Genomic DNA, 12,202 nt, shown 5'->3' with positions numbered 1-12,202 from the left:
ATTCCCAGCATCAAAGGTGTGAGTCAGCGGATAGGTAATGCCACAACCATCCTGAATTCCAGACGCACCTTACCGACATCTTTCAGCCAAAAGTTCTGCACCGCCAATTGATGAGTCGGCGTATGAGTAAACTGCATAAGATAGCTATCATTCACGCCAAGACCATCAACGCGCAAAGACGTTGCTGCGGCGCTCCAAACGATTTTACCATTGCCGAGGTTGAGGATATAAGCGACACCCTCGCGACCATTCAGACGGTTATTCATCAACAATCCTGCTAGTTTATGCCGCATAATAGGATCGTCAATTACCTCAAAACGACCATTAGCGCTGTATTCCAGACTCCCTAATAAATCATAAAGCAACTCCCCCTGTACTTCTGGGTTAGCGGCCAATTTGTACGGGAACACCAGCAAAGTTGCTGCCAAAAATGTTAGTGTCAACCCCATCAGCGCAATCCCCAAAGCAAAATGACGGGCAATATGAGGCTTAACAGCTAGCCGTCTTTGCATGTTATTCCAACCTTTTTCTAAATACTCGAATCCTTTGATTATAGATCACAATAAGAAAAATGAATTGAAACTGAACAGATTTACCCAAGCAACGTTCATTGATTCCGATAAACGGTTTCCAAATAGTGGTAAATGGCGAATAATCCCATCGCCTCACCACCCGTCGGACGTCCGGCACGCTCACGGTTGTTCCAAGCCATCACGTCAAAGTGCGCCCACGGAATATTCTCGGGCACAAATTCATTCAGGAACAAAGCGGCTGTAATCGCCCCACCGTAACTGCCACCGCTATTGGTAAAGTCAGCACAAGCGCTTTTCAATTGCTCAAAATAAGCCTTGTGCAAAGGCAAGTTCCAAATCAGCTCTTCGGAAACCTCTGAAACCGCCTGAAGTTTTGCTGTCAATGATTTGTTATTACTGAAAAAAACTGGGATTTCCGTGCCAAGCGCCACCCGCGCAGCACCTGTCAGCGTGGCAAAATCCAGCAGCACATCAGGCTTGTGGTTGACCGCATCTGCCAAGGCATCGCACAACACCAAACGCCCTTCGGCATCGGTATTGTCCACTTCCACCGACTTACCCGCACGGGTAGACAGAATGTCACCGGGGCGGAAGGCATCGCCACCGATGGCATTATCAACCGCCGGGATCAGCACCCGCAGTTGCACGGGCAATTGCAACTGCATGATCAACTGCGCCAGACCCAAGACGTGCGCCGCACCGCCCATGTCCTTTTTCATAAAACGCATGTATTGCGAGGGTTTAATATCCAAGCCGCCGGTATCAAAACACACCCCCTTACCCACCAACGTCACCGCCGGATGCTCAGGGTTTCCCCAGCGCAAGCTCAGTAAGCGCGGCGCATGTTTACTGGCACGTCCCACCGCGTGGATTGCCGGATAATTTTGCGCCAGCAATTCATCACCAACCAGTTCACGGAAATCTGCTCCAAACGTCTCTGCCAATTGCGCGGTAGCGGCTGACAAATGCTCAGGCATCATGTGATTGGCGGGCTGATTGATCAGGTCACGCACCAGCGTCACCGCTTGCACGAAGGCTTGCGCACGTTTCTGCTGAGCGCTTGCCAAGTACAACACAGGTCTGGCCTTGTTATCCGGCTTGGTGTACTGCTCAAAGCGGTAATAACCCAAACCCCAGCCGATACTGGCTTGCAAGGTTTCAGCCTCTGACCAGTCGCAAACCAGATGGTAATGCCCGCGTGGCAACTTGTTGGGCAATGCCGCCACCGCCCAACGCACCCCTTCCGCCGCATCATAGCCCACCAACACTTTGCTGATGCCGCCCTGCCCGTCCGGCAGCAAGCAAAGCTGACCAGCTTTTGCGCTGAAATCGTGCAGTGTTGCCCACTGGTATTCGGCAGCAGACAACGCATCAGCCAGCACCCTCCACGTCTGCGGGGTCAAGGGATGCAACGCAACCGAGTCTGCGGGTTTTTCTTGTGTAAACATAGCCTTCCCCTTAACGCTTGCAACCATCCCACCAGCACGGCGTGCTACGGATAAAGTCCAGCAATGCCTGATACTTGGGCGCTTGACTGATCGGTTGGGTAATGTATTCCTTGGTTCCCCATGGCCCATGCTTGGTGAACGTGCGGGGTGCGGTGTAGTGCATGAATAATGTACCGCCTTCAGCCTTCCAACCACTCAGCAAACGCGCATAAACGTCACGCATACGCGGGTCGCGGTTGGCAGCAAACAGCATCGGGTTGGGCATTTCATCATCGGTGGTGGTTTTGAAATCGGCCAAACCTTGCCCGGCCTCATACGCAATCAAGCGCAAACCGTATTTGTCGGTAATGGCTTTTTGCATCCGCACATAACCCAGTTCTTTTTCGAGGGAATGGCGATACACCGGGTTATTGATCAGATCAAAGGCTTGATCCACACTTCTGACACCCCGAATTTCCTCATGACCACCAAACACATAAGGGCCAATCGCAAAGGTATCAGCATGTTTGTAAGCATCCTTGTGGGTTAACACCACTTCCGTCAGCTTGTCATTCACCGTCCAGCCCGACAGGATACGCACCAAACGTTGCGACCCACCGTAAACACTTTCCCAGATATTGAAGATTTCGACGGAACGTTGCGAATAATAGCGATAGCCTGCCCGCACGGCATTGGTATCCAGACCCAATCTCATCCCCATGTCGATCATGTAACCGCCCTGAGAAAAGATGGTGTTCCACGTTTCGTTGCTGTATTCGATGTGCGGCTTGAGGTTGCTGTTCAAATGCTGTTTCACGTAAGACGCATACTGGCGCACATAGTTATCATCGGCTGCATGAGGAAGCGTGAACCACGGGTCAGCATTCAAACGGTTGGCGAGTTCCACTTGAATTTCCAGCGGTGCGCCGCGCGAACCTTCTTTACCGCCCCACACGGCTTTGCTAAGGGTATTACGGTCAGCCCATGTACGCTCGGTGCTGCGGGTAACACCACTAAAGTTCATGAAGCGGATCGCGCGGAAATCCTTCATGAAGTTCATGAAATCAGGGTTGAAGACAATACTGCCTGCATTTTCCACAAATGACTGGTAATTCCCACCACAGGCCGAGGCCGAAGTGACCCGCTGGAACGGGTTATTGGCGCAAATACCACCTGGTGGCAAGATGCGGATATTACGCACATAATTTTGCGGGTTGCTGCGGGTAATCAAGAATGAAGCATTCAGAATGCCGTCACTGCCAGCATCAAGGTTAATCAGGTCAACACCCGGCTTGTGTTCTGTCAGGGTAACGTCATTCATGTACTGAATGTCACCATCGCCGTCATACAACACCGTGTAAGTTCCGCCCGGAATCACCGCAGCAGGCAAATTGGAGAGGAAACGTGTCCCCGCCTGACCACCATTCAGGTTATTAGGCCAACCATTGGCATCATAAGTCACATTGCCCTTGGTCAACCACGGGCTGGCTTCCTGAAAAGGCAGCGCTGCCCGCATCAGGTCAATGAAGGGCATACTGGCATCACTTTCCATGATCTCATTGGTATTCATCCCCAGTGATGAGGCTGAATTTCCAGTGGATAAGGCACCTTTAGCGCCTGAAAGTGAGGTTGTTGAGGGTGTAGTACCACAACCTGTTACGCTCAGTGACAAAATGCCACTGATGATCATCCATTTGCTCAATTTAGCCAGCATAGATAGTCCTTTCATCAATTATTACTTGTGATTTCACAGTGTCTTTAGAGTCTAGCACGGGGTTTACGCTAGATGCGACGAATATGCTTTGCCTGTGTGGGGCACACCCATTACAATTGCGCCCTCATTACAGCTTTAACCTTTTATTGGAGTATCCACATGGCGATCGAACAAACTATTTCCATTATCAAACCCGATGCCGTTGCCAAAAACGTGATTGGTCAAATCTACAGCCGCTTTGAAAACGCTGGCCTGAAAATTGTCGCTGCCAAAATGGTACACCTGAGCCAAGAACGTGCTGAAGGTTTCTACGCGGTGCATAAAGAGCGCCCTTTCTTTGCTGACTTGGTTGCATTCATGACATCCGGCCCTGTCATGGTTCAAGTGTTGGAAGGCGAAAATGCTGTCACCAAAAACCGTGAACTGATGGGTGCTACTAACCCTAAGAATGCAGACGCTGGTACAATCCGTGCTGATTTCGCTGATTCCATTGACGAAAATGCCGTTCACGGTTCTGACAGTCTGGAAAATGCTGCCATCGAAATTGCCTACTTCTTCGGTGAAGAAGGTCTGTGCCCGCGCACTCGTTAATAGCACTCAATTCAAGGTAAACGTCATCTGTGTCTGACACTGTAAAACAAGTTAATCTGCTCGATTTTAGCCATGAAGGGCTGAAGGCGTATTTCACCTCCATGGGTGAAAAGCCTTTTCGTGCCACTCAAATCATCAAATGGCTGCATCAGTTGAGCGTCGACAGTGTTGACCAGATGACCAATATCAGCAAACCGTTGCGCCAGTTTTTGACGGAAAACACCGTCATCCGCGCCCCGGAAATCGTGATGGAGCAACAATCCGCCGACGGAACATACAAATGGTTACTGCGGCTGGACGATGGTAATGCCATCGAAACGGTGTTCATCCCGGAAGACGACCGGGGAACGCTTTGCGTTTCCTCGCAAGTCGGTTGTGCGCTGGACTGCACCTTCTGCTCCACCGCTCGCCAAGGCTTCAACCGCAACCTCACCACTGCCGAAATCATCGGGCAATTGTGGGTCGCCAAACGCGCCTTGCAAGCTGACCCCAAAGGCGCTCGCGTCGTCAGCAATGTGGTAATGATGGGCATGGGCGAACCCTTGCTCAACTTCGACAACGTGATCAATGCTTTACGGCTGATGATGGATGACAATGCTTACGGCCTGAGTAAACGTCGTGTCACCCTCAGCACCTCCGGCGTTTTGCCTGCGCTGGATCGTCTGGCCGATACGCTGGATGTCTCGCTGGCCGTCTCCTTGCACGCACCCAATGACGAACTGCGTGACCAACTGGTTCCTTTGAACCGCAAATACCCGATCAAGGACTTGCTGGCCATGTGCCGCCAGTTTTTGGATAAAAAAACCACCGAGCGTAATCACGTTACTTGGGAATACGTGATGCTGGATGGCATCAATGACAGCGATGAAAACGCTCACCAACTGGCGAAAATCCTCAAAGGCATTCCCTCGAAAATCAACCTGATTCCGTTCAACCCGTTCCCGGAAACGCGTTACAAGCGTTCCAGTAACAACCGGATACACCGCTTCCGTGATATTCTCGCAGAAGCAGGATATACTGTGATCACCAGAAAAACACGAGGTGATGATATTGACGCGGCCTGTGGGCAATTAGCTGGTCAAGTCAACGACAAAAGCCGCCGAGAGATACATTTCGCCCGCATCGAACGGTAATGAACAATGAAAATAATAAAATATGCTTTTTTTCTTCTGTTAATGGGCAGTATCACAGGGGGCTGCTCAAACACATCTTCCTCTTCCGAAAGCGATAAGGCTGGTAGTTATTACACCCAGTTAGGGGTTGGCTACTTGCAAAAAGGTCGGCTGGATTTAGCCAGCATGAACCTGAAAAAAGCCTTGGCGCAAGAACCCAATTCCGCCCCTGCCAACCACTATTATGCCTTGTTGCAGGAACGGCTGGGTGATGATGATAAGGCAGGCAAACACTTCCGCAAAGCATTAGGAATTACCCCTAAAGACCCCAACTTGTTGAATAACTATGGATCTTACTTATGCCATACCGGCAAATACGCCGAAGCAGAAAGTGCTTTTTTGAAGTCGCTCAGTGACCCGCTCTATAAAACCCCTGAATTTGCTTATACAAATGCAGGCATTTGCGTCAAAAAGACCGGCAATGCTACCCAAGCTGAAACGTATTTCCGGCAAGCACTGGAAAAAAATAATCGCTTCCCGGCGGCCCTTTACCAGCTAGCCAGACTGCACTACGAAAAAGGTGAGTCTGCCAAAGCAGAAGCATTCCTTTACCGCTATAATGACAGTGCGCCTGCAACCCCGGACAGCCTGCTGCTGTGTTATCAGGTGCAAACACGTTTAAATGAAGCGGATAAAGCGGATGCCTGTGCAATTGAGCTGCGGGAAAAATTCCCTGACAGCAAAGCTGCCAGTCAAATTAATTGATAATAATTGGAGGACACGTGACAGAGACAGCCACCTCAGTCGAAGAAAGGACATCTTCTGCCGTACAGCCGGGCGACCTGACCATCAAACTGGCAGAGTGCCGTGAGAAAGCTGGCCTTGACATTGAGCAGGCAGCCGAAGAGTTACACCTGTCTACCCATATCCTGCGGGCATTGGAAACCGAAGACTTCGCCCATTTACCCGAGCCACCCTATGTGCGTGGCTACTTGCGCGGTTACTCCAAACTGGCTGATATGGATGCCAAGGAACTTATCCGCACCTATGAAGCCTTACGTGGCGCGAAGCCTGATGAGATTGCCCATCACTTTGCCCCGGCTCGCCCGCTGAATAAAGTGGCGCAACCTGCCATCTCAACCTCTACCCTGAAATTTATCGGTTTTGGGGCATTGGTATTGCTACTGGGACTGTTTTCCACGATTCCGGGGGTACGCAACTGGGCAGACCATACATGGTCATCCTTCTCCGCACAGACTAACCCGCCTGACGTACCACGCCCACCCTCAGCGATGGAAGCCTACGTTGCCCAGAAAAAAGCCATGGAACAGGAAAAAGATCAGGCGGCTCAGCAAGCGCAACAACAGGCAGCGGCAGCCGCTGCTACACCAGCCCCCCCTGCGGAACAGGCGTCTGCTAGCAGCACACAAGATACCGCAGCTACCGCAACCACGGCTGATACAACTGCGGTTACCCCGGAAACACCGACCGCTGCACCTGAACCAACAACCGCACCAGCAAGCGCCGCTGCCGCGCCAGCAGCAGACACGAGCATCGCTGCTACCGATGCCGCCGCCGATGCCGCCGCAACAGCACTGACACCGGGCGAAATCAGCATCCGCATGGAGTTCACCGAAGAAGTGTGGATGCAGATCAAGGGTGAGGACAAAAAAACCTTGTTCGAGTCACTCAACACCGCTGGCAATATCAAAGAATTCAAGGCAACACCCCCCCTGAACGTCAAAATTGGCAATGCCCCCGGCGTGAAAATTTTTGTCAACGGTCAGCCGTTTGATTTGGCACCGCACACCAAAGGCAGTGTTGCCCGTTTTAGAGTCGAGTAAGCATGAGCAAAAACATTCAATCCATCCGGGGCATGAACGACATACTCCCTGATGCTACCCCCGTATGGCAATACCTCGAAAGCACTGCTCGTCAGTTGCTGCACCGCTATGGCTACAGCGAAATCCGTATGCCTATCGTGGAACAGACTGACCTGTTCTCACGAGCCGTGGGCGAAGTCACCGACATCGTTGAGAAGGAAATGTACACCTTCGCCGACCGTAACGATGACAGCCTGAGTTTGCGCCCGGAAGGCACGGCAGGCTGCATCCGCGCCGGTATCCAACACGGTCTGTTACACAACCAGCAGCAACGCCTGTGGTATACCGGCCCGATGTTCCGCCACGAACGTCCGCAAAAAGGCCGCTACCGCCAATTTCACCAGATCGGCGTGGAAGCCTTCGGAATGCCGGGGCCAGATATCGACGCCGAACTGATTGCCCTGACTGCCCGTTTGTGGAAAACCCTCGGCCTGCGCAACCTACGCCTAGAAATCAACACACTCGGCACACCTGCCTCACGTCACGCTTACCGCGACTTGCTGGTCGAGTACTTTTCCGCGCATCACGATAAGCTGGATGAAGATTCCAAACGCCGCTTGCACACCAACCCGCTACGGATTCTGGATACCAAAAACCCCGACCTGAAAGACATCGTAGCCGCTGCACCCAGCCTCCACGACCATTTGGATGACGTTTCCCGCGAGCACTTCGCCATGCTGTGCGCCTTGCTGGATGGCATGGGCATTGCCTACGAAGTCAACCCACGGCTGGTACGCGGGCTGGATTACTACACCCACATGGTATTTGAATGGGTAACGGACGACCTCGGCGCACAAAGCACCGTGTGTGCAGGCGGGCGTTATGACGGTCTGGTCGAACAACTGGGCGGCAAACCGACCCCCGGCGTCGGCTTCGGCATGGGCATGGAACGCCTGATCCTGCTGCTGGAAACCCAAGGCATTGCCACACCCGTCACCGCGCCGGATGCTTTCCTCATTATGGCAGGCAAAACCGCCATCCAAACCGGCCTGGCCTTGGCAGAAACCCTGCGCGATGCTCTGCCAGCACTGTGCCTGACCAGCAATGGCGGCGAAGGCAGCTTCAAAACCCAAATGAAACGCGCCGACAAATCCAACGCCCGTTTCGCGCTGATTCTGGGTGAAAACGAAGTGGAACGCGGTGAAATCGGCCTCAAACCCTTGCGTGATGGCGGGGAGCAGATTACCCTTCCGCTCAGCCAAGTGGCACAACAACTTTCCGTTTTTCTTGAAAAAACACAACAAAACTAACCGTAAATAAGCTAAATTCAGGGGCAAACTGATGTCTGATTACAAAACTGACGACGAAAAAGTCGAAGACCTTAAAAACTGGTGGAAAGAGAACGGCACGTCCGTCATTGCCGGGATCACCCTCGCCATCGGTGGTATGTTTGGCTGGCAGTACTGGAAAGACTATCAGATAAACACCGCTGCTGAAGCCTCTGCACTGTATGCCAAAGTCGATAAAGCCAGTGAAACATCGTTAGAACAGGCACAACCCGATATTCAAACACTACAGAACAACTATGCTTCCACCCCGTATGCCGCGATTGCCACCATGAAAGCCGCTCAGTACTACGCTGAAAAAGGTGAATACCAACCGGCAGTCACTGCACTACGTTGGGTCATCGACAACAGCAAAGAAACTGACTTCAAAAATCTTGCCAGCATTCGTCTTGCACGGGTATTCATCGCCATGAAAATAGTCGATGAAGCGCTGAAACTCACTAACCAAACTTACCCCGTAGCCTACCAGCCACTGATCGATGAACTCAAAGGCGATATATACGTCGTCCAAAACAAACCCATCGAAGCGCGTGCAGCTTACGATAAAGCGATGTTAAGTGCCGGTGGTAACGCCAACGAACTCATCAAGCTGAAACGTGACAATCTGGGTAAAGGAAGCTAAAAAGGACACCATGAAACACACTACCACTGCCTTGCTGATGGCTCTTGCCCTATCGGGTTGCAGCACATTTTCACAAATGACTTCAGCCGTCATGCCAGCCAACACTGGCACACCGCCCAAAGCCTTGAAAGAACTCAAGCCGACGGCAAATGTGCGCACTTTATGGCAAGTCAGCACGGGCAGTGGTGCTGGCAAAGACTACGTGCGGATTCACCCGCAAATCGATGAAAGCGCCGTGCTGGTTGCCGGTGGCAGTTCCGCCAGTGCATGGAGCAAAGTCAATGGCGGGCGCATCTGGCAAACCACCGTGGATGGCACAGTCACCGGCGGCGTCAGCAGCGGCGAAGGCGGCGTGTTCCTCGGCACTGACAAAGGCAATGCCATCGCGCTGGATCGACAAACCGGCAAAGTCCTCTGGAGCACCCCGCTAGGCAGCGAAGTCCTTGCGGTATCCCCGGCCAAAAACGGCATCGTCGCCTTCCGTACCGGCGACGGCAACCTGCAAGGGTTAGCGGTAAAAACAGGTCAGCGTCTCTGGCAGCAGGAACGTAAAAGCCCAACGCTGTCCCTACGCGGTGCAAGCACCCCACTGGTAGTGGGCGGCATGGTCATTGCGGGATTCGACAACGGTGTCGTCACTGCTTTCGACATGCAATCCGGCAAAGGCTTGTGGGAAGTTACCCTTTCCGTGCCACGCGGCAGCAGCGACCTCGACCGCATGACCGACGTAGACGGCGAAATGAAAGCCCTCGGCGAAGCACTGTTTGCCGCCAGCTACAACGGACGCATTGCTGGAATCAATATGCGCGACGGCAACGTAGCGTGGGCAGCCCCCTACTCCAGTTATACTGGCGTGGATGCTGACCCTAACGGCCTGTACACCAGCAACGATGCCGGTGATGTCTGGAAGCTCGAACCACTCAGTGGCAACCCAGTCTGGAAACTGGACGACCTCGAACGCCGCCAACCCACTGCCCCAACCTTACTGGGTCAATTCCTCGTGGTTGGCGACTACCAAGGCTATTTGCATTGGGTCAATACCAGCAACGGGCAAATCGCCGCCCGCGTACAAGGTGATAAATCAGGCTATACCGTCGCCCCTGTAAAAGACGGCAATACGGTCTACACACTGGGTAAGTCCGGGTTACTCTCGGCTTTCAACATCCAGTAAACTAAGCCAAGCGGGGTGTGCTGCCATGACTTGCAGCGCATCCTGCAACAACGTTTTACCCGGCTCCATCCGTGGCCATGTCGATAGACCGGAAGGGTGCGGCAGCGGCAACAAATCCACCTCACGCCCCTCAATGACGGTGCGATGGCACTTTCCCACCACCTCATCCAGCTTTTTTGCCACCAGAAACTGGTTAATCGCCAGCTTGCCAATCAGGATGATCAGTTGTGGGCGCAACAGCCGGATTTCAGCCTGCAACCAACGCGAACAGTTGGCAACTTCCTCAGCCGATGGCACACGGTCGCCGCCTTTCGGATGCTTACCCGGAAAACAACGGCATACCGCCGCCATGTAAACCCGTTGACGAAAAGCAGCTTCATCCAGCCCGATGCCCTCGAACCACTTGAACAAGGTTTTGCCTGCTGTCCAACCGAAGGGGCGCATGACCTTGGCTTCGTGGATACCCGGCGCTTGCCCGATCGACATGACCGGTGACAATACCGCCTCCCCAGTAATCACCGGGCCGATCATCTGCGGGCACAAGGTGCATTGGCGCAAGGCTTGCTGATGCTGCACCAGACTCGCGGGTAGCAAAATTCGCTGTGTACTCATAAGCAGGCTCGAATCAGGTTGGCAATATCACTGTCCGTCAGCTCAACCGGGTTGGTTTTCATGCTGGAACCGCGTGAATTCGCCACGAGTTTCGGAATATCCGCCTCCGTCACCCCGAAGTTGGACAAGCGTGGCAGATGAAGGTGTTTCGCCCACGTTTCCAGCGTGTGAATCACGAATACTCGCGCTCCTACTGGATCAACGTGACTACGCCCCCGGAACAACTTGCCGATGGCAGTATATTTTGCCAATGCTGGGCTATCCGCATCGCGTGCTTCCAGCAGATCAATATTCAGGCGAGTGGCTTCTGTGACCAACATGCCGCAGCCGACGCCATGCCCAATCGGGTGGAATGCGCCCAACGGGGCAACCACACCATGCACCGAGCCAAGACCCGTTTGCGCCAGACAAATCCCCGACAGCAGCGAGGCGTAAGCCATTTTGCCACGCGCAACGCTATCCGCCGGATCACGGTAAAACGCCAGCAAGCTATCCCGCACCGCCTCCATCCCCGCCAGCGCCAACGCATCAGTCAACGGGTTGGAGCGGGTAGAAACGTAGGCTTCCATCAGTTGCGTGAAAGCATCCATGCCATTGGCTGCAATCTGCGCGGGCGGGCAAGTGGCCAGCAAATCCGGGTCGATGATGGCATATTCCGCCACCAGCTTGTCGTCGCGGAAGGATTTCTTGAAACCGTGTTCGCCCGACACAGAAAGCACCGCGTTTTTGGTCGCCTCGGAACCCGTTCCCGCCGTCGTCGGCACGGCAATGAATGGCGTGGAGGAGCCTTGATAGGGCAATTCAGGGCCAACGCCTTCGAGATGATCCATTACCGAATTGCCCGGTTTGAGTAAACCCGCGACAGCTTTAGCGGCATCCAGCGGACTACCGCCGCCAATACCGATCACGGCATCGAAGCTATCGCCTTGCAGACCTGCCACGGTTTCATCCACCCAGTGCGGGGAAGGCTCATGCGTTACGCGGCAAATTTCCCAGGTAAAACCTGCCGCTTGCAATGCGGTGAACAGGGTTTTGCCCGCCTCAGAAGCGGTGAAAGAACTTGCGCCCGTAATAATCAGCAAACGTTTGCCGTACTGAGCAGCAATGGCGGGTAGTTTACGAAGAGCACCTGCACCGAATTCGATGCGCGGCAAGCGGGCGATGGCAAAGGCAGGGAAACCGGGCTGTGATGACATATTTGCGTCCTTGTTTTGGGCTGTGCAAAGATGGGTAGTTTATCGCATTGGAGCA

The 12,202-nt window shown here is 53.3% G+C and carries 12 protein-coding genes; 7 read left to right on the top strand and 5 right to left on the bottom strand.

Features of this window, described 5'->3' with window-relative positions; all coding sequences use genetic code 11:
• Positions 1-23 precede the first annotated feature (23 nt).
• From J9253_RS02980 to J9253_RS02970, 3 genes are all read right to left on the bottom strand, one after another.
• Positions 24-512, bottom strand: coding sequence for a hypothetical protein (locus tag J9253_RS02980; RefSeq protein WP_210223239.1), 489 nt, complete (start codon positions 510-512; stop codon positions 24-26).
• Positions 513-607: 95 nt separating this feature from the next.
• Positions 608-1,981 (bottom strand): leucyl aminopeptidase family protein, encoded by a 1,374-nt coding sequence (locus J9253_RS02975; RefSeq protein WP_210223238.1) that lies wholly within the window; start codon positions 1,979-1,981, stop codon positions 608-610.
• Between the two features lie 10 nt (positions 1,982-1,991).
• Positions 1,992-3,689, bottom strand: a complete 1,698-nt coding sequence (locus tag J9253_RS02970; RefSeq protein WP_228291490.1) for a hypothetical protein — start codon at positions 3,687-3,689, stop codon at positions 1,992-1,994.
• Positions 3,690-3,833: 144 nt separating this feature from the next.
• Here J9253_RS02970 and ndk point away from each other — a divergent pair, with 144 nt between their 5' ends.
• Genes ndk through bamB form a run of 7 tightly spaced genes read left to right on the top strand, consistent with a single transcriptional unit; the run spans position 3,834 to position 10,339 of the window.
• Entirely contained in the window at positions 3,834-4,265 is a 432-nt protein-coding gene (gene ndk, locus J9253_RS02965; RefSeq protein WP_210223237.1) for a nucleoside-diphosphate kinase, read from the top strand.
• Positions 4,266-4,294: 29 nt separating this feature from the next.
• Positions 4,295-5,398 carry a 23S rRNA (adenine(2503)-C(2))-methyltransferase RlmN gene (gene rlmN, locus J9253_RS02960; RefSeq protein WP_210223236.1) on the top strand — a complete coding sequence of 368 codons (1,104 nt, stop codon included), beginning with the start codon at positions 4,295-4,297 and terminating at the stop codon, positions 5,396-5,398.
• Between the two features lie 6 nt (positions 5,399-5,404).
• Positions 5,405-6,142, top strand: coding sequence for a type IV pilus biogenesis/stability protein PilW (gene pilW / locus J9253_RS02955; protein ID WP_210223235.1), 738 nt, complete (start codon positions 5,405-5,407; stop codon positions 6,140-6,142).
• 17 nt (positions 6,143-6,159) lie between these two features.
• Entirely contained in the window at positions 6,160-7,221 is a 1,062-nt protein-coding gene (locus J9253_RS02950) for a RodZ domain-containing protein (RefSeq protein WP_210223234.1), read from the top strand.
• Positions 7,222-7,223: 2 nt separating this feature from the next.
• The gene (gene hisS / locus J9253_RS02945) at positions 7,224-8,510 is read left to right on the top strand and encodes a histidine--tRNA ligase (RefSeq protein WP_210223233.1); all 1,287 of its coding nucleotides are present in this window, start codon (positions 7,224-7,226) and stop codon (positions 8,508-8,510) included.
• Between the two features lie 31 nt (positions 8,511-8,541).
• Positions 8,542-9,168: a YfgM family protein gene (locus tag J9253_RS02940; protein ID WP_028487565.1), complete on the top strand. Its 627-nt coding sequence runs from the start codon at positions 8,542-8,544 to the stop codon at positions 9,166-9,168.
• A gap of 10 nt (positions 9,169-9,178) precedes the next feature.
• Positions 9,179-10,339, top strand: coding sequence for an outer membrane protein assembly factor BamB (gene bamB, locus J9253_RS02935; RefSeq protein WP_210223232.1), 1,161 nt, complete (start codon positions 9,179-9,181; stop codon positions 10,337-10,339).
• Here bamB and J9253_RS02930 read toward each other — a convergent pair.
• Together J9253_RS02930 and J9253_RS02925 are read right to left on the bottom strand one after the other, a co-directional pair.
• Positions 10,313-10,951, bottom strand: a complete 639-nt coding sequence (locus J9253_RS02930; protein ID WP_210223231.1) for a uracil-DNA glycosylase family protein — start codon at positions 10,949-10,951, stop codon at positions 10,313-10,315. The genes bamB and J9253_RS02930 overlap by 27 nt on opposite strands.
• A complete protein-coding gene (locus J9253_RS02925; RefSeq protein WP_210223230.1) occupies positions 10,948-12,147 on the bottom strand; it encodes an iron-containing alcohol dehydrogenase in 1,200 nt (399 codons plus the stop codon). Before J9253_RS02925 ends, J9253_RS02930 begins: the two co-directional genes overlap by 4 nt.
• Between the last annotated feature and the right edge of the window lie 55 nt (positions 12,148-12,202).

The sequence above is a fragment of the Thiothrix litoralis genome (assembly GCF_017901135.1).
GTDB lineage: Bacteria > Pseudomonadota > Gammaproteobacteria > Thiotrichales > Thiotrichaceae > Thiothrix > Thiothrix litoralis.
Note: the sequence above shows the minus strand (reverse complement) of the source record. Positions and strands in the feature narration are given on the sequence as shown.

Coding starts and splice junctions, on each gene's coding strand:
- J9253_RS02980 (WP_210223239.1), bottom strand. CDS start 512: ATGCAAAGACGGCTAGCTGTTAAGCCTCATATTGCCCGTCATTTTGCT.
- J9253_RS02975 (WP_210223238.1), bottom strand. CDS start 1,981: ATGTTTACACAAGAAAAACCCGCAGACTCGGTTGCGTTGCATCCCTTG.
- J9253_RS02970 (WP_228291490.1), bottom strand. CDS start 3,689: ATGAAAGGACTATCTATGCTGGCTAAATTGAGCAAATGGATGATCATC.
- ndk (WP_210223237.1), top strand. CDS start 3,834: ATGGCGATCGAACAAACTATTTCCATTATCAAACCCGATGCCGTTGCC.
- pilW (WP_210223235.1), top strand. CDS start 5,405: ATGAAAATAATAAAATATGCTTTTTTTCTTCTGTTAATGGGCAGTATC.
- hisS (WP_210223233.1), top strand. CDS start 7,224: ATGAGCAAAAACATTCAATCCATCCGGGGCATGAACGACATACTCCCT.
- J9253_RS02940 (WP_028487565.1), top strand. CDS start 8,542: ATGTCTGATTACAAAACTGACGACGAAAAAGTCGAAGACCTTAAAAAC.
- bamB (WP_210223232.1), top strand. CDS start 9,179: ATGAAACACACTACCACTGCCTTGCTGATGGCTCTTGCCCTATCGGGT.
- J9253_RS02930 (WP_210223231.1), bottom strand. CDS start 10,951: ATGAGTACACAGCGAATTTTGCTACCCGCGAGTCTGGTGCAGCATCAG.
- J9253_RS02925 (WP_210223230.1), bottom strand. CDS start 12,147: ATGTCATCACAGCCCGGTTTCCCTGCCTTTGCCATCGCCCGCTTGCCG.